Origin of the sequence: Gaetbulibacter aestuarii (assembly GCF_039537665.1) — a bacterium.
Taxonomy (GTDB): Bacteria; Bacteroidota; Bacteroidia; order Flavobacteriales; family Flavobacteriaceae; genus Gaetbulibacter_A; species Gaetbulibacter_A aestuarii.
On the sequence record NZ_BAABAY010000002.1, the window covers coordinates 235323 to 252343 of the forward strand.

Here is a 17021-nt window from a genome sequence, read left to right on the forward strand (position 1 = left end):
AATTGAATTACGAGTATTTTATAGCTAAACGCATCATTGGTAGTAAAGCGTATAAAAGTAGTATATCGGCTCCAATAATAAAAATTGGTATCGCGGCAATTGCGATTGGTATTGTGGTGATGATGATTACTATTGCAACCGGTGTGGGCTTACAAAAAAAAATTCGTGAAAAAGTAGTTGCCTTTAACGGCGATATGACCATTTCTAATTTTGATAGTAACAATTCAGAGGAAAGCCTGTATCCCATTTCTACCCAACAGGATTTCTATCCCGAGTTTAAATCAGTTCCCGGGGTAAGTCATATTCAGGCGGTGGCCAATAAATTTGGCGTGATCCGAACTGAAACCGATTTTGAAGGTGCCACTCTGAAAGGTGTAGGACAGGATTATGACTGGTCGTATTTCAAAGATTTTTTGGTGGCAGGGCGGATTCCAAATTTCGAAAAAAAATGGAGTACTGAGGTCATCATTTCACAATATCTAGCAAATCGATTGCACTTTAAAGTTAACGATGATTTTCAAATGATTTTCGCCAAGGACGATCCTGAAAAACTGCCCAATATCATAAAATTTCACGTGGTAGGAATCTATAATTCCGGTTTTCAGGATCTGGACAAACAATTTCTTCTGGGCAATATTCGGCACATCCAGCGGATTAACCGTTGGGAAGATGATCAAATAGGGCATTTCGAAGTTTTCGTAAACGATTTTTCAGATTTGGATACCATAAGCGCAGAGGTATATAAAAACACACCAAGTACCCTTAATACGCAAACGGTTACTGAGAAATATGCTTCTATTTTCGAATGGATCGGTATTTTCGATACCAATATTTACGGCATCATTGGCATCATGATCCTCGTAGCCGGCATCAACATGATTACCGCACTTCTGGTACTCATCCTTGAGCGTACCCAAATGATAGGGATTCTTAAGGCCCTTGGAAGCACCAACTGGAGCATTCGTAAACTCTTTCTGTACAACGCCTCATACCTTATTATTTTAGGTTTATTTTGGGGCAATATTATAGGTCTGGGACTCCTTTACGCACAAAAATTATTTGGATTATTTCCTCTCGATCCCAGTGTTTATTATGTTAGTAAAGCACCGGTTTATTTAAGTTTCGGCTACATTGCAGCCCTAAACATGGGCACACTCGTTCTATGTTTGCTTATGCTGCTCATTCCATCGTATCTCATTACCAGAATTTCTCCGGTTAGAGCCATTCGTTTCGATTAATTTATTTTGGGCGTTACCCTCGCACACTCGGGTCGGGCTTTTCGCGCTGCAAGGTAGCCAGCTACAATCCCTGCCTGCCGGCAGGCAGGCCTAACGCAGATAATTGCTCCCATTAAAGTTCATAACTGCGACAATTATCCTAAATTTGCAATGAAATTAAAACCATGGAATACGCAGAAAACATATTAGGAACCATTGGGAATACACCTTTGGTTAAACTCAATACGCTTACCAAAGAATTACCCTGTTTGGTTCTGGCAAAATACGAAACCTTCAATCCCGGAAACTCCGTTAAAGACCGTATGGCGGTTAAAATGATTGAAGATGCCGAAGCCGACGGGCGACTTAAACCAGGAGGCACCATCATCGAAGGAACCTCAGGAAATACCGGAATGGGTCTGGCTTTGGCTGCCATTGTAAAAGGTTATAAAATGATCTGCGTGATCAGCGATAAGCAGTCCAAAGAAAAAATGGATATTCTGCGCGCCGTTGGTAGTAAAGTTGTGGTTTGTCCAACCAACGTAGAACCTGATGATCCCAGATCATACTATTCTACCTCTAAGAGACTGGCCGAAGAAACACCAAATTCCTGGTATGTTAACCAATACGATAACCTAAGTAATACTGCTGCGCATTACGAAAGTACGGGCCCTGAGATTTGGAAACAGACCGATGGTAAGGTGACTCATTTTGTTGTTGGGGTTGGCACCGGTGGAACCATTTCTGGTGTAGGTAAATACCTGAAAGAACAAAACCCAAATATAAAAATCTGGGGTATTGATACTTATGGCTCTGTTTTCAAAAAATATCATGAAACTGGGATTTTTGACGAAAATGAGATCTATCCATACATAACCGAAGGTATAGGCGAAGATATTTTGCCAAAAAATGTGAACTTCGATATCATAGACGGATTCATTAAGGTAACAGATAAAGACGCTGCAATTTACACCCAAAAGCTAGCCAAAGAAGAGGGTATGTTCCTGGGCAATTCTGCAGGAGCAGCCGTAAAAGGCTTATTGCAATTAAAAGATAAATTTTCAAAAGATGATGTTGTGGTTGTGTTATTCCATGATCATGGTAGTCGTTACGTAGGTAAAATGTTTAACGACGAATGGATGCGCGAGCGTGGTTTTATAGAAGACAACGCAAAATCTGCTGCCGATCTCATAAGTCATTCTGAAGATAAGCCATTAGTTACGGTAAAGACAGAAGAATTGGTTTGGCACGCTATTGAACGCATGAAAACCTATAACATTTCACAAATTCCCGTGGAAGACAACACAGGTTTCGTTGGAGCCATTGATGAAGCTGATCTGTTGAGAAAATATATGGAGAATAAAAACATTTCAGATCTTCCGATAAAGGAAGTTATGAATAAGCCCTTTCCGATCGTGTCGAAAAACACCTCAATTGAAGCTATTTCAAAATTATTTACCAAAGAAAACAATGCTGTTTTGGTAGCATTAGAGAATGGAAAACATCAGATCGTAACAAAATCTGATATTATTAGTTCTTTATAAATTTATTCCAAATCAATACTTGAAATTTCCAACCTGAAGGATTCTTCTTTTTTATTTCCAAACAAGAAAGCGATCATTTCCATGCTTAAACCTGCATAATTGGGTTTGTGTAATTTTCGTCCGCGAAATACAGGATACATCTCCTCAAAAGGGATTTCAATGGTTTCCCAATGACCACTGGTTGTAAAAGGTTTAATGTACGAGAAATAATCTTTACTGGTTGATTTTACTCGGAATTGATAGGTTTTTCCATCGCCTTTCAATCTGATGAGGACTTTTCTGAAGTCTTTAACCTGGATTTTTGGAAAAAAATGTTGCATCATGGAAAACCCACCATTATTTTCCAAAGAGATTTCACCTTCAAAAACACCAATTTCAGCCTCATTTACACTGAAATTACCGCACGAATTTCCACCCATGACAATATCGTCAACGAGCAGCCAATCTAGAGGTGAATTATTTGAGTTAAATTGATACAAGTTCATAGTTGGTAATAAGATCATAGGGCTTAATAAAAAAAATACGTTTGAAGAATGCCATTTGGCCTTTTTGAGACCATAAAAATTCTAAATTGTAGGTAGGTTAATTTTTAAAATCTCGTCAATATAGCAGAAAAAGTTTACAAAATCAATTTTTTTCGATATCGCTAATATGATGTTCCAAAGCTTTAACAGAAATCTGTATTTCAACGATTAAAAGTCCTAAAGAAGCAATTAAAAGTAGCAGTGCCAGGCCAAATATCCAAACGGCAATGGTTTGTTGTTGTATGTAAATTAAAAACATGGTTAAAACACAAAGTAATAAACTGGTAATTCCAAAGATTTGCATAGCCCGGGTTAGATAGAGCCGTTGTTTAATATTTTTGATTTGTGCAATTAAAATTGAATCTTTTTGCTTTAAATATTTGTCGTGTAAATCCCGAATAACATTGGCATAAGCCAAAAACCGGTTGGTGTAGGCCAGCATGATCAATGAAATAGCAGAAAACAATAAAGCCGGAGTACTGAGAGTTAATTGTTCCATTTATCGATTAATTTTTTTCAAAGGTATTGAATTGTGGTATAATACGACTGCGAAATTTGGTGCTTCATTTAATGGCGATTAGTTTTATTCAATGCGAGAGGATTTTTTACATTTTTTATGGAAATTTAAAAAGTTTCACACCACCAATTTAAAAACGGATCGTGGAGAACCGGTTCAAATTATCGCTCTTGGTGAGCACAACCTGAATGCGGGTCCGGACTTTTTTAATGCCCGTCTAAATATAGGTCACCAACTATGGGCTGGAAATGTAGAAATTCATATCAAATCATCTGATTGGTATTTGCATCAGCATGAAATAGATAAAACCTATGATAATGTGATATTGCATGTGGTTTGGGAACACGATACGCCAATATTTAGAAAAACCAATCAACCTATACCAACTTTGATTCTCAAAGACTATATAAATCCTGAGTTGATATCAAGTTATCAACATTTATTTCAAGAGAAGAAAAAATGGATTAATTGTGAAAATGATTTTCAGTATGTAGATGATTTTTTACTTCAGCATTGGTTGGAGCGTTTGTATTTTAATCGTTTGGAACAAAAAACTAAAGCCATACTTCAACTGCTTGAGGAAAGTAAAAATGATTGGGAGGCCGTCCTTTTCAAAATGCTCTGTAAAAGTTTCGGATCAAAAATAAATGGAGACGCATTTTTGACTCTGGCTAATAGCATTGATTATTCAATAATCAGAAAAACCAAAAGCAATCTTCAAGCGTTGGAGGCCTTGTTGCTTGGCCAGGCCGGGCTTTTAGAAAAGGAACCGCAAACCTTATATCACGAGCAATTAAGGAAAGATTTTCAATTTTTAAAACAGAAATTTACTTTAAACCAGGACTCGGTATTGCCGCTACAGTTTTTTCGTTTACGACCTTTGAATTTTCCAACAATTCGTTTGTCTCAATTGGCTCAATTATATCATCAGGAGGAAAACCTGTTTTCAAAATTATTAGAATGCAATACCAAAGCGTGTTTTTATGATCTTTTAAAATCGACAGCATCTGAATTTTGGAATACACACTACACGTTTTTTGCGGTTTCAAAATATTCGAAAAAATCGGTATCGCATGCCTTTATCGATCTCATCCTTATAAATACCATAATACCCCTCATCTTTTGTTATCAAAAAAAGCAAGGAAGTCACAACAGTGATAACCTTGTTAGTCTGTCAAAATCGATTAAGGCTGAATCCAATAATATCATCTCCGGATTTAAACATTTAAATGTCACATCAAAATCGGCTTTGGAAACACAGGCTCTTATTGAATTAAAGACGCATTATTGTGATAAAAACCAGTGTTTACAATGTGCCATTGGTAATTCTCTTTTAAGTAGATAATTTGTTTCAGAAATTTAAAACTTAATATTACCTTGCAGCTATGAACCTGTTTTATAAATTATTATTATTTTTTCAAAAACGAGGCTACTATGTTTGTCAGCGAATTGCAGACCGGCTCGGTATTAGAGCTAAAGTGGTACGTACTTCGTTCATGTATCTCACATTTGTAACTTTGGGTTTTGGATTTGCCCTGTATCTATTTTTGGCCTTTTGGATGCGTATTAAAGATTTGATTTACACCAAGCGCTCCTCAGTATTCGATTTATAATTATGACGAACCACCTTATTCGATTTTTTAGGACCAAAATTTATCTTGCTTTATTTCTAGTGGGATTTGTAATGTGTGTTGGTGTTTTTGGGTATCGAATGATTGCCCACTATAGTTGGGTCGATGCCTTATATATGACCGTGATTACCATGACTACAGTGGGTTTTGGTGAAGTGGCTCCCTTGGATCCGTACTCAAAAATATTTACAGTATTTTTAATTATTGGCAGTGTGGTTATCGTAGGTTATGCTTTATCTATTATTACCGAATACATCCTAAGTAAAAACAATTTGGAAGAATTAAAATATAAAAAGATGCAAAAACAGATTGACAAACTGAAAAACCATGTGGTGGTATGTGGTTATGGGCGAAATGGAAAGCAAGCTGTAACAAAACTACAAGCCTACAAAAAGTCGTTTGTGGTTATTGAAAGGAACAAAGATGTTGAACCACGACTTCAAATGGATGGTGTACCTTATGTAATTGGTAATGCCAATGAGGATGAAGTATTGTTGCAGGCAGGAATAGACCGTGCCTCTAATTTTATTTCTGCCCTGCCAAATGATGCGGATAATTTATTTGTGGTGCTTTCAACCCGCCAGATCAATAAATCAATTAATATTATAAGTCGAGCTTCCAATGAATCATCTTATGATAAATTGAAATTTGCAGGTGCTAATAATGTGATCTTACCCGATAAGATTGGTGGCGATCATATGGCTTCTTTGGTGGTGGTGCCTGGATTGATGGAGTTTGTGGATAATTTATCCATTGTTGGGAAATCGAATATTAATATCGAAGAACTAGCTGTTGAAAAACTTTACGATACCGATTCTGTAAAAACTATTAAAGATTTAGACCTGAGATACAGAACTGGTTGTACTGTAATTGGTTATAAAGACATGAATGGTGAATACACCGTAAATCCTGAAGCGGAACTTAAATTACAACCCAATTCCCGAATTATCGTATTAGGGAGACCCGAGCAAATAGAAGCCTTAAATAAGGAATTTAATATCCATTGATATCTGCTCATTTTAACAACCATTTTTTTATATAATCATTTTTTTTTATCATCTTGCTGCTTTTATTTCAAAAACTATAAAAACTAACAAAAAATAACTATGAAGAAATATTTTCTTTCAATACTTACACTTATTTCACCGTTATTAATTTTTGCTCAAGAAAAAACTGTCGGAGAAGCCATCAACGATGCTTTCGCGAAATATACCAAACCACTGGTTGATCTGGTTTTTTACACGATACCTATTGTTGGAAAAGACGTGCCAATAGTACTTATCGTATTGATTGGTGGGGCTACATTCTTCACAATTTATTTTAGGGGTGTAAATTTCAGATACATAAAAATTTGTATAAAAACAGCCATGGGTAAATATGATCATTTGGATCATCATGTTCCCGCCGATGAAGAAATTGAAGTTGAAGATGGCGAGATAAAAGGGGCTATTAAAATTGAAGGAGAGGTTCCCGGAGAAGTATCCCACTTCCAGGCTTTAACAGCGTCACTTTCTGCAACTGTTGGTTTAGGTAATATTGCCGGTGTAGCGGTAGCAATTGCTATTGGAGGTCCCGGAGCTACGATATGGATGATTGTTGCCGGTATTTTAGGAATGGCTTCGAAGTTCGTAGAATGTACACTGGGTGTAAAGTACCGCGAGGTAGATGAAAATGGAAAAACCTACGGTGGTCCCATGTATTATTTAACTACCGGTCTGGGCGAAATGGGTATGAAAGGCTTCGGTAAAGTTCTTGCCGTATTTTTTGCTATCATGTGTGTTGGTGGTTCCTTCGGAGGTGGAAATATGTTCCAATCGAATCAAGCTGCCTCTCAAATTATCGACCTCGCTAACCTTGAAAGTTCTAATGCCGGTTTATTTATAGGTATTGCTCTTGCATTTATTGTAGGTCTTGTAATTATTGGTGGTATCAGACGAATAGGATCTGTAACAGAACGCGTAGTGCCTTTCATGGCCATTATTTATGTAGGTGCTGGATTAGTGATCCTGGGAATAAACTATGATATGATCCCGTTTGCACTTGGTGAAATTTGGGATGGCGCCATAAATCCTAATGCTGCCTTTGGTGGTGTTGTTGGAGTATTGATTGTTGGTTTCCAACGTGCGGCTTTCTCAAACGAAGCTGGTGTAGGTTCTGCGTCCATAGCACACTCTGCAGTAAAAACCCGATACCCCGCCAGTGAAGGATTAACAGCTTTATTAGGACCATTCGTGGATACTGTTATTATTTGTACCATGACAGCCATCGTGATTATTATTACAAATGCAAAACATAAACTATTTACTTATGGTAATTTGGATGCCGCCAGTAATGTTATTTTAAATGGAACTAATGAACCCATTGGAGGTGTAGACCTAACCTCAGTGGCTTTCGATTCAGCTATTCCGCATTTCTCAATAGTATTGGCTATTGCGGTTGTTTTATTTGCTGTTTCAACCATGATCTCATGGTCGTATTATGGATTACAAGCCTGGAAATATTTATTTGGAAAAGGAAAAAGAACTGATATTGTATACAAAGTATTATTCTTGTTGTTTCTTATTGTTGGTGCATCTTCAAGTTTAGACGCCGTAATTGGATTCTCGGATGCCATGATCTTCGCTATGGTATTCCCAAACATTATAGGACTTGTACTTTTGTCTCCTAAAGTTAACAAGGAGTTGAAGAAGTATTTCAATGCTATTAAGATCGGCGGAATGGATGCTGAAGTGTCTGAAGAAGATACGCGCACTCAGGAAGTTGGATAAAATATTGTATAAATGAATTTAAAATCCCATGTTACGTTCTCAAAACAACAACGTCATGGGATTTTTTTATTGCTTGTTATTATTGCGGTTTTACAAGTAGTTTACTTCTACCTCCGTTTTTCTGAACCGGAAATACCTGTTAAATCAGCAGTAATTGCCTCCCTTGAACGCGAAGTGGACTCCTTGAAACGCATAGAATTGAATAATAGGACTCCGAAATTGTATCCTGTTAATCCCAATTATTTTAATGATTACAGAGGTTCTTTATTCGGCATGAGTAATGAAGAGATCGATAGACTGCTAGCATTTAGAAAAGAGGGAAAATGGATCAATTCTGTAGCCCAATTTCAGTCGGTTACTCAAGTTTCAGATGCGCTCTTAGATTCCATTATACCTTATTTAAAATTTCCGGAGTGGACCAAAAATCAAAAGGCAACTGTTTCTTCAACAGAGAAAATATTAACCTTTGCTCAAAAAGGCGATTTGAATACAGCCACAGCCAAGGAGCTGCGAGTTATTAGTGGAGTAGGTCCGGTTCTTTCAGATAGAATTATAAAATACAGAAATCGCTTTGTGGATGGTTTTATTAGTGATATTCAGCTTCAGGATGTTTACGGTTTAACCCCGGAAACCATTTCAAATATAAAAAAAGAGTTTACAGTAAAATCACCAAGAAAGATTAACAGGATTAACATTAATACGGCATCGATTGACGATCTTGTAACGGTTCAACATATAGATTATCCATTAGCGCATAATATCATAGAGGAACGTACTTTGAGAGAGGGTTTTAAAAGTTGGGATGAACTAAAAAAAGTTAAAGGATTTCCTGCGGATAAAATCGAGATAATTCAATTATATTTGCAAATCGAATAAAAAAGAAATCTAGAAAAAGAAATTTAATGAATAGTATGTACTTCACTGAAGAGCATCATCTTTTTAGAAAAAGTTTACAGGATTTTTTAAAAAAAGAAGTGGTTCCTCATATTGAAACTTGGGAAGCAAGCGGAACTATAGATCGAGAGATTTGGACAAAATTTGGCGACATGGGATTTTTTGGGATCGCTTATCCTGAAGCCTATGGCGGTTTAGATCTTGATCTTTTCTATACCATTATATTATTAGAAGAACTTCAAAAAATTAATTCCGGCGGATTTGCGGCGGCCATTTGGGCGCATGTTTATTTAGCGATGACCCACCTGAATGCAGAAGGAAGCGATGATATTAAAGCACGTTACTTAACACCAAGTATCACAGGAGAGAAAATAGGTTGTTTGTGTATCACGGAACCTTTTGGTGGCAGTGATGTGGCAGGTATGCGATCAACAGCTGTAAAAAAAGGCGACCATTACCTATTGAATGGTTCAAAAACATTTATTACAAATGGTGTTTACAGTGATTATCTTATCGTAGCAGCTAAAACAAATCCGGATCTTGGGAATAAGGGTATCAGTATTTTTGTGGTAGATCGCGAAGCGGCAGGTGTATCGGCAACCAAGTTGAACAAGTTGGGCTGGCGTGCTTCAGATACCGGGGAAATTGCATTTGATAATGTTAAAATTCCGGTTGATAATTTATTGGGTGAAGAAAACAAAGGTTTTAGTTATATCATGCAGCACTTCGCTTTAGAGCGATTGATCATGGGTGTTAATGCGCATGCGCGTGCCGAGTATGCTTTAGAGTATGCTTTGCAATATATGAAGGAGCGCCATGCTTTCGGAAAATCTATAGATCGGTTCCAGGCCTTGCGTCATAAAATTGCTGATTTATATACTGAAGTTGAGATTTGTAAAGAATTTAATTACTCGGTAACCTACCGTTTGAATAAAGGTGAGTATGTGGTTAAGGAAGCTACGATGTCCAAACTTAAAACAACCAAAGTTGCCGATGAGGTTATCTATCAGTGTCTGCAGTTCTTAGGAGGTTATGGATATATGGAAGATTACCCTATGGCCAGATTATTGCGCGACAGTAGGTTAGGGCCAATAGGCGGAGGGACCTCAGAAATTCTACGAGAGATTCTGGCCAAAATTATTATCGATAAAAAGGAGTATAAACCTGCAACAAAAAATAAATAAAATTAACTGTTTTATAATTCAAAATAGTTTCTATCTTTGCACGCACAAATTCTAAAAGAGAGGAGGTTAGGGCCTATGTTAATTATACCTATTAAAGAAGGAGAAAATATAGACAGAGCGTTGAAGCGTTTTAAAAGAAAGTTCGATAGAACGGGAACAAAACGTCAGTTACAAACACGCAAGCAGTTTACTAAACCTTCCGTGATGCGTAGAGCGCAAATTCAAAAAGCGCAATACATTCAGTCACTCAGAGACGCTGAAGATATTTAACAGCATTTATAAAATAAGATCCCGCAATTCGCGGGATTTTTTTTGCTGTTATATTTTGAATTCTTCGTACTTTTAAATTGTTATGGCCATATCATCTTTTATTGATTACTTAATGCTCGAGAAAAAATACGCAACCTTAACGGCCAACGCGTATAAAACCGATTTAGAAGCATTCTCTGCTTTTTTAGGTCAGGAAGATGAGGATCTCCAGATTGAACAGGTTCAATATTCCCATGTGAGACAATGGATCGTTTCCTTAGTTGAAGACGGTTTAACGAACCGAAGTATCAACCGAAAAATTTCCGCCTTAAACAGTTATTATAAATTTTTATTGAAATCCGGAGTGATCGACATTAACCCGCTACAGAAACACCGTGCTTTAAAAACCAAAAAGAAAGTCCAGGTTCCGTTTTCAGAGCAGGAGGTAAATCAGGCGCTCACCCAATTATATTTTGAATCTGATTTTGAAGGTTGTCGCGACAAGCTTATCATTGAATTGTTTTATGCTACGGGGATGAGGCGTATAGAACTGATTAATTTAAAACTAGATAGCTTTGATTCCGATTTTAAAAACCTAAAGGTGTTAGGGAAGAGAAATAAGGAACGAATAATTCCATTATTACCCTCTATTAAAAATAGTATTGAAGACTATTTAAAGGAACGTTCCGCTCTGGAAAAGATGACCGATGGAAACTACTTTTTTTTAACTAAAAAAGGCGTTAAAATTTATGAAACACTTGTCTACAGAATTATAAATGATTACTTTAGTAAAGCATCCTCGAAAGTAAAAAAGAGTCCGCATATACTACGACATTCTTTTGCAACTCACATGCTCAATCAGGGTGCGGATTTAAATGCTGTAAAGGAATTGCTTGGACACTCCAGCTTAGCTGCCACCCAGGTATATACTCATAATAGTATAGACAAATTAAAGCAGGTGCATGTTAAAGCTCATCCAAGAAGCCAAAAATAGAGCATTTATAATTGTCTAACCTAAAATAGAAATGTAGTATGAAAGTAAACACGCAGTCGGTAAACTTCAATGCCGATCAAAAGCTCATCGATTTCATTCAAAAACGTATGGACAAATTAGAATTATTCTATGATAAGGTCATCAAATCGGATGTTTTTTTAAAGGTTGAAAATACTAGCGCTAAAGAAAATAAAATTTTCGAGGCCAAAATAAGTGTTCCCGGCGATAGTTTTGTCGTGAAAAAACAATGTAAAACATTTGAAGAAGGTGCCGATATGGCGGCTTCATCATTAGAACGACAACTTAAAAAGAGAAAAGAAAAATTAAGAGCGTATTCCTAATAAAATTTCTCAAAAAATGTTTTGATTCAAAATAAAAATATATACATTTGCAGTCCGTTAGAAATAACGGGCTTTTTTTGTGTATAAAAGCATTAAAAAAGCCGATGTAGCTCAGCTGGCTAGAGCAGCTGATTTGTAATCAGCAGGTCGTGGGTTCGAGTCCCTCCATCGGCTCAAGTTCTTTAAAAAGAGTGCATAAAATTAAGGTCAGGGGAGATACTCAAGCGGCCAACGAGGACAGACTGTAAATCTGTTGTTTTTTAACTTCGCAGGTTCGAATCCTGCTCTCCCCACTTTTTTAACATAATTATAATAATGATTGTGTTTTAATCGCTTTAATTTTGGGCATTAAATAATTGCGGGAGTAGCTCAGTTGGTAGAGCGTCAGCCTTCCAAGCTGAATGTCGCCGGTTCGAACCCGGTCTCCCGCTCTAATATTTAAGCCGGTGTAGCTCAGGGGTAGAGCGTTTCCTTGGTAAGGAAGAGGTCACGGGTTCAAATCCCGTCATTGGCTCTATATTTTTAAAGAATGACAAAAAGTACACTAATATATTATATAACTAAGATTAAATTTTTTAAAAAACATGGCAAAGGCAACTTTCGATCGTTCAAAACCACACCTTAATATAGGTACTATTGGACACGTAGATCACGGTAAAACAACTTTAACTGCTGCTATTACTAAAGTATTAGCTGATGCAGGTTTATCAGAAGCGAGATCATTTGATCAAATTGATAACGCACCAGAAGAAAAAGAAAGAGGTATTACAATTAATACGTCTCACGTAGAATATTCAACTGCAAAACGTCACTACGCACACGTTGACTGTCCAGGTCACGCGGATTACGTTAAGAACATGGTAACTGGTGCTGCTCAAATGGACGGTGCTATTCTAGTAGTAGCTGCAACTGACGGGCCAATGCCACAAACTCGTGAGCACATCCTTTTAGGACGTCAGGTAGGTATTCCTCGTATCGTTGTATTCATGAACAAAGTGGATATGGTTGATGACGAAGAGTTATTAGAACTAGTTGAAATGGAAATCAGAGACTTATTATCATTCTACGAATATGATGGTGATAACGGTCCTGTAATTGCAGGTTCTGCTTTAGGTGCACTTAACGGTGAGCAAAAGTGGGTTGATACTGTAATGGAATTAATGGAAGCTTGTGACTCTTGGATTGAAGAGCCAGTTCGTGATATGGACAAGCCTTTCTTGATGCCTATCGAAGATGTATTCTCTATTACTGGTCGTGGTACTGTAGCAACTGGTCGTATCGAAACTGGTGTTGCTAAAACTGGTGATCCTGTAGAAATCATCGGTATGGGTGCTGAGAAATTAACATCTACTATTACTGGTATTGAAATGTTCCGTCAAATCCTTGACAGAGGTGAAGCTGGTGATAACGCTGGTATCTTATTAAGAGGTATCGAGAAAAACCAAATCTCTAGAGGTATGGTAATCACTAAGCCAGGTTCTGTAACACCTCACGCTAAATTTAAAGCAGAGGTTTATATCTTGAAAAAAGAAGAAGGTGGTCGTCACACACCATTCCACAATAACTATCGTCCTCAGTTCTACGTACGTACAACTGACGTAACAGGAAACATTTCGCTTCCTGATGGCGTAGAAATGGTTATGCCTGGAGATAACTTAACTATCACTGTTGAATTAATTCAACCAATTGCAATGAACGTAGGTTTACGTTTCGCAATCCGTGAAGGTGGTAGAACTGTTGGAGCTGGTCAGGTAACTGAGATTTTAGACTAAACAGTTAAACATTATATAGGTTAAGGTATTCCGAAACGGAATACCTTGACTTGTATTTACGGGTTTAGCTCAGTTGGTAGAGCACTGGTCTCCAAAACCAGGTGTCGGGAGTTCGAGTCTCTCAACCCGTGCGACGTTGGGGATGGTGAGCACAAGATTCAAAACATTGGCGATAATCTCCCAAACCAAACGAAAGATAATCAAGATGCCCTATAATTATAGAAGCGTCTTTTAAAATTTATAAACCTTTCAATTCTTAAACGTTTTGAAAGTTAGTTGATACTAAAACGACATAAAATGGCTGGAGTAGTAAATTACGTAAAGGAATCATTTGGCGAACTAAAAAATAATGTAACATGGCCTACCTGGCCCGAGGCTCAGAACTTAACAGTTCTTGTAGCAGTGTTTTCTATTATTTTCTCGTTACTCATTTGGGGTATAGATTCTGTGTTTAGCGAAGTTATTGCCTTTTATTTTAAATGGATTAACGGTTAAAACGAAGATTTATGTCTGAAGTAAGTGAAAAGAAATGGTATGTTGTTAGAGCGGTAAGCGGTCAGGAAAATAAGATTAAGACTTATATCGAGAACGAAATTGCGCGTTTAGGTCTTCAAGATTATGTTGATCAGGTTTTAGTTCCAACAGAAAAAGTGGTTCAAATACGTAACGGGAAAAAAATAAATAAAGAAAAAGTTTATTTTCCCGGTTACATCATGATCCAGGCCAATTTAACAGGGGAAGTTCCTCATATTATCAGATCGGTTACGAATGTAATTGGTTTTTTAGGTGAAACAAAAGGTGGTGATCCTGTGCCATTAAGACAATCTGAAGTTAACAGAATGTTAGGTAAAGTTGATGAGTTAGCTGTAGATGAAAGTGTTAATGTAGCTATTCCTTTTACAAAAGGAGAAACTGTGAAAGTTATCGATGGACCATTCAATGGATTTGATGGAACTATTGAAAAAATAAATGAAGAAAAGCGGAAGCTGGAAGTAATGGTGAAGATTTTTGGAAGAAAAACACCATTAGAACTCAGTTATATGCAAGTTGAAAAAGTATAATAATTGTTACACTAAATATATAAGGTATAATGCTTAGCTTCCATTTAAGGATTGTATCAATGTAAAATTTTAAACATGGCAAAAGAATTAGGTAAAGTAGTTAAGTTACAAGTTCGGGGAGGTGCTGCGAATCCATCGCCACCGGTTGGACCCGCTTTAGGTGCTGCTGGAGTGAACATTATGGAGTTCTGTAAGCAATTTAATGCAAGAACTCAGGATAAAGCTGGTAAAGTATTACCGGTTGTTATTTCTGTTTACAAAGACAAGTCGTTCGACTTTGTTATTAAAACACCTCCAGCTGCGGTACAATTATTAGAAGCGGCCAAGTTGAAGAAGGGTTCAGGAGAACCAAACCGAAAAAAAGTAGCTAAAGTGTCTTGGGACCAGGTGAAAACCATAGCAGAAGATAAAATGGTAGATTTAAATGCATTTACTCTAGAATCTGCAATGCGCATGGTAGCTGGAACAGCAAGATCAATGGGTATAACCGTAACTGGGAAATTCCCATCTTAATCGATTAAAGACATTATAAAATGGCAAGATTAACAAAAAAGCAGAAAGAGGCTTTAGCGAAAATAGAAAAAGGTAAATTATATTCTATTGATGAAGCATCTGCATTAATCAAAGAAATTACCAATACCAAGTTTGATGCATCGGTTGATATAGCAGTGCGTTTGGGCGTAGATCCACGTAAAGCAAATCAAATGGTGCGAGGCGTTGTATCGCTTCCTCACGGTACTGGTAAAGATATGAAAGTATTAGCATTAGTTACACCGGATAAAGAAGCCGAGGCAAAAGAAGCTGGGGCTGATTACGTTGGTCTGGACGAATACCTTGATAAAATCAAAGGTGGTTGGACAGATGTAGACGTTATCATTACTATGCCAAGTGTAATGGGTAAATTAGGTCCGTTAGGACGTGTGTTAGGTCCTCGTGGCTTAATGCCAAACCCAAAAACTGGTACTGTAACTATGGATGTTGCTAAAGCTGTAAGTGAAGTAAAAGCTGGTAAAATTGACTTTAAAGTTGATAAATTCGGTATCGTTCACGCAGCCATCGGAAAAGCATCCTTTAGTGCTGATAAGATTGCGGGTAACGCAAATGAATTAATTCAAACATTAATTAAATTGAAACCAACAGCTGCAAAAGGAATTTATGTGAAAAGTATTCACATGTCCAGTACCATGAGTCCTAGCGTAGCGATTAATCCTAAGATTGGTTAGAAGTTAAACTTATATTATGACAAGAGAAGAAAAATCACAAGTAATTGAGGCATTAACTACCGAATTAACCAATAACCCAAATATCTATTTAGCAGATATTTCAGGATTAAACGCCGGTAGTACCTCAGATTTACGTCGCGCTGCATTTAAAGCGAACGTAAAGATGGCTGTAGTAAAGAACACATTACTCAAAAAAGCTATGGAAGCTTCTGATAAAGAATTCGGTGAACTTCCAAGTGTGCTTAAAGGGAATACATCTGTGATGTATGCTGAAGCGGGTAATGCGCCAGCAAAATTAATTAAGAACTTCCGTAAAAAATCTGAAAAACCTTTATTAAAAGGGGCTTTCATTGAGGAGGCGATCTACATTGGTGACGACCAATTAGACATGTTAGTAGAGATCAAGTCTAAAGATGAATTGATCGGAGAGATTGTAGGATTATTACAATCCCCTGCTAAAAATGTTGTTTCGGCTCTTAAATCAGGAGGTGGAAAATTAGCTGGAATTATTAAAACACTATCCGAAAAAGAAGGATAGTATCAAGCAAGTACGCACTTTTATTACAATTATATTAAAATTTAAAATTTATTAAAACGATAGAAAAATGGCAGATTTAAAAGATTTCGCAGAACAATTAGTTAACTTAACAGTAAAAGAAGTTAATGAATTAGCTACTATATTAAAGGATGAGTATGGTATCGAACCTGCTGCAGCTGCTGCAGTTGCTGTAGCTGGTCCAGCTGCAGGTGGTGGTGATGCTGAAGAAGCTCAAACTGAATTTGATGTAATCCTTAAAGCCGCTGGTGCTTCTAAATTAGCAGTTGTTAAATTAGTTAAAGAATTAACTGGTTTAGGACTTAAAGAAGCTAAAGGTTTAGTTGATGAGGCTCCAAGCCCAATCAAAGAAGGTATAGCTAAAGATGAAGCTGAAGCTCTAAAAGCTCAATTAGAAGAAGCTGGAGCTGAGGTTGAGCTTAAGTAAGCTTAACTTACTAAGAACTTAAAGGTTTAGGTCCGGAGCACGCGCTCCGAGACCTAGACCATTTTGCGTATATAGAAACGAGATACGCTATTTATATTTTTTTTAATCAAAACTCCGTC

The 17021-nt window shown here is 37.1% G+C and carries 20 protein-coding genes and 5 tRNA genes; 23 read left to right on the forward strand and 2 right to left on the reverse strand.

Going from position 1 to position 17021, the window contains the following annotated elements; all coding sequences use genetic code 11:
• Positions 1-2: 2 nt before the first annotated feature.
• Together ABD682_RS09725 and ABD682_RS09730 are read left to right on the forward strand one after the other, a co-directional pair.
• The gene (locus tag ABD682_RS09725; RefSeq protein WP_344741096.1) at positions 3-1238 is read left to right on the forward strand and encodes an ABC transporter permease; all 1236 of its coding nucleotides are present in this window, start codon (positions 3-5) and stop codon (positions 1236-1238) included.
• Positions 1239-1402: 164 nt separating this feature from the next.
• Complete coding sequence (locus ABD682_RS09730; RefSeq protein WP_344741097.1) at positions 1403-2761, forward strand: pyridoxal-phosphate dependent enzyme; 1359 nt, start codon at positions 1403-1405, stop codon at positions 2759-2761.
• Positions 2762-2763: 2 nt separating this feature from the next.
• Here the strand turns inward: ABD682_RS09730 and ABD682_RS09735 are convergent, their stop codons facing one another.
• Together ABD682_RS09735 and ABD682_RS09740 are read right to left on the reverse strand one after the other, a co-directional pair.
• Positions 2764-3264, reverse strand: coding sequence for a CIA30 family protein (locus ABD682_RS09735; RefSeq protein WP_344741099.1), 501 nt, complete (start codon positions 3262-3264; stop codon positions 2764-2766).
• 124 nt (positions 3265-3388) lie between these two features.
• The gene (locus tag ABD682_RS09740; RefSeq protein WP_344741102.1) at positions 3389-3784 is read right to left on the reverse strand and encodes a DUF2721 domain-containing protein; all 396 of its coding nucleotides are present in this window, start codon (positions 3782-3784) and stop codon (positions 3389-3391) included.
• Positions 3785-3875: 91 nt separating this feature from the next.
• Here ABD682_RS09740 and ABD682_RS09745 point away from each other — a divergent pair, with 91 nt between their 5' ends.
• The 21 genes from ABD682_RS09745 to rplL all read left to right on the forward strand — a co-directional run bounded on the left by ABD682_RS09745 (position 3876) and on the right by rplL (position 16902).
• Positions 3876-5147, forward strand: coding sequence for a DUF2851 family protein (locus ABD682_RS09745; protein ID WP_344741103.1), 1272 nt, complete (start codon positions 3876-3878; stop codon positions 5145-5147).
• 40 nt (positions 5148-5187) lie between these two features.
• Positions 5188-5415: a PspC domain-containing protein gene (locus ABD682_RS09750; protein ID WP_344741105.1), complete on the forward strand. Its 228-nt coding sequence runs from the start codon at positions 5188-5190 to the stop codon at positions 5413-5415.
• 2 nt (positions 5416-5417) lie between these two features.
• Entirely contained in the window at positions 5418-6440 is a 1023-nt protein-coding gene (locus ABD682_RS09755) for a potassium channel family protein (protein WP_344741107.1), read from the forward strand.
• Positions 6441-6539: 99 nt separating this feature from the next.
• Positions 6540-8201: an alanine/glycine:cation symporter family protein gene (locus ABD682_RS09760; RefSeq protein ID WP_344741108.1), complete on the forward strand. Its 1662-nt coding sequence runs from the start codon at positions 6540-6542 to the stop codon at positions 8199-8201.
• Positions 8202-8213: 12 nt separating this feature from the next.
• On the forward strand, positions 8214-9077 hold the full coding sequence (locus ABD682_RS09765) for a ComEA family DNA-binding protein (protein ID WP_344741110.1): 864 nt from the start codon (positions 8214-8216) through the stop codon (positions 9075-9077).
• A gap of 26 nt (positions 9078-9103) precedes the next feature.
• The gene (locus ABD682_RS09770; RefSeq protein ID WP_344741111.1) at positions 9104-10279 is read left to right on the forward strand and encodes an acyl-CoA dehydrogenase family protein; all 1176 of its coding nucleotides are present in this window, start codon (positions 9104-9106) and stop codon (positions 10277-10279) included.
• A 75-nt stretch (positions 10280-10354) separates the two neighbouring features.
• Positions 10355-10549, forward strand: coding sequence for a 30S ribosomal protein S21 (gene rpsU / locus ABD682_RS09775; RefSeq protein ID WP_344741112.1), 195 nt, complete (start codon positions 10355-10357; stop codon positions 10547-10549).
• A gap of 82 nt (positions 10550-10631) precedes the next feature.
• The gene (locus ABD682_RS09780; RefSeq protein ID WP_344741113.1) at positions 10632-11522 is read left to right on the forward strand and encodes a tyrosine-type recombinase/integrase; all 891 of its coding nucleotides are present in this window, start codon (positions 10632-10634) and stop codon (positions 11520-11522) included.
• 38 nt (positions 11523-11560) lie between these two features.
• Positions 11561-11863 carry a ribosome hibernation-promoting factor, HPF/YfiA family gene (hpf, locus tag ABD682_RS09785; protein WP_344741114.1) on the forward strand — a complete coding sequence of 101 codons (303 nt, stop codon included), beginning with the start codon at positions 11561-11563 and terminating at the stop codon, positions 11861-11863.
• 100 nt (positions 11864-11963) lie between these two features.
• Positions 11964-12037: transfer RNA gene (locus tag ABD682_RS09790), tRNA-Thr, on the forward strand.
• Positions 12038-12073: 36 nt separating this feature from the next.
• Positions 12074-12156, forward strand: a tRNA-Tyr gene (locus tag ABD682_RS09795).
• Between the two features lie 65 nt (positions 12157-12221).
• Positions 12222-12294: transfer RNA gene (locus ABD682_RS09800), tRNA-Gly, on the forward strand.
• An 11-nt stretch (positions 12295-12305) separates the two neighbouring features.
• Positions 12306-12377: transfer RNA gene (locus tag ABD682_RS09805), tRNA-Thr, on the forward strand.
• Positions 12378-12447: 70 nt separating this feature from the next.
• Positions 12448-13635, forward strand: coding sequence for an elongation factor Tu (gene tuf / locus ABD682_RS09810; RefSeq protein ID WP_344741115.1), 1188 nt, complete (start codon positions 12448-12450; stop codon positions 13633-13635).
• A gap of 58 nt (positions 13636-13693) precedes the next feature.
• Positions 13694-13766 (forward strand) — tRNA-Trp (locus ABD682_RS09815).
• A 166-nt stretch (positions 13767-13932) separates the two neighbouring features.
• The gene (gene secE / locus ABD682_RS09820; RefSeq protein ID WP_344741116.1) at positions 13933-14130 is read left to right on the forward strand and encodes a preprotein translocase subunit SecE; all 198 of its coding nucleotides are present in this window, start codon (positions 13933-13935) and stop codon (positions 14128-14130) included.
• Between the two features lie 11 nt (positions 14131-14141).
• The gene (nusG, locus tag ABD682_RS09825; RefSeq protein WP_344741117.1) at positions 14142-14696 is read left to right on the forward strand and encodes a transcription termination/antitermination protein NusG; all 555 of its coding nucleotides are present in this window, start codon (positions 14142-14144) and stop codon (positions 14694-14696) included.
• Positions 14697-14771: 75 nt separating this feature from the next.
• Entirely contained in the window at positions 14772-15209 is a 438-nt protein-coding gene (gene rplK, locus ABD682_RS09830) for a 50S ribosomal protein L11 (RefSeq protein WP_344741118.1), read from the forward strand.
• A 20-nt stretch (positions 15210-15229) separates the two neighbouring features.
• Entirely contained in the window at positions 15230-15919 is a 690-nt protein-coding gene (gene rplA, locus ABD682_RS09835) for a 50S ribosomal protein L1 (protein WP_344741119.1), read from the forward strand.
• Positions 15920-15935: 16 nt separating this feature from the next.
• Positions 15936-16457 (forward strand): 50S ribosomal protein L10, encoded by a 522-nt coding sequence (gene rplJ, locus ABD682_RS09840; RefSeq protein ID WP_344741120.1) that lies wholly within the window; start codon positions 15936-15938, stop codon positions 16455-16457.
• 67 nt (positions 16458-16524) lie between these two features.
• Positions 16525-16902, forward strand: a complete 378-nt coding sequence (rplL, locus tag ABD682_RS09845; RefSeq protein WP_344741122.1) for a 50S ribosomal protein L7/L12 — start codon at positions 16525-16527, stop codon at positions 16900-16902.
• Positions 16903-17021: the final 119 nt, after the last annotated feature.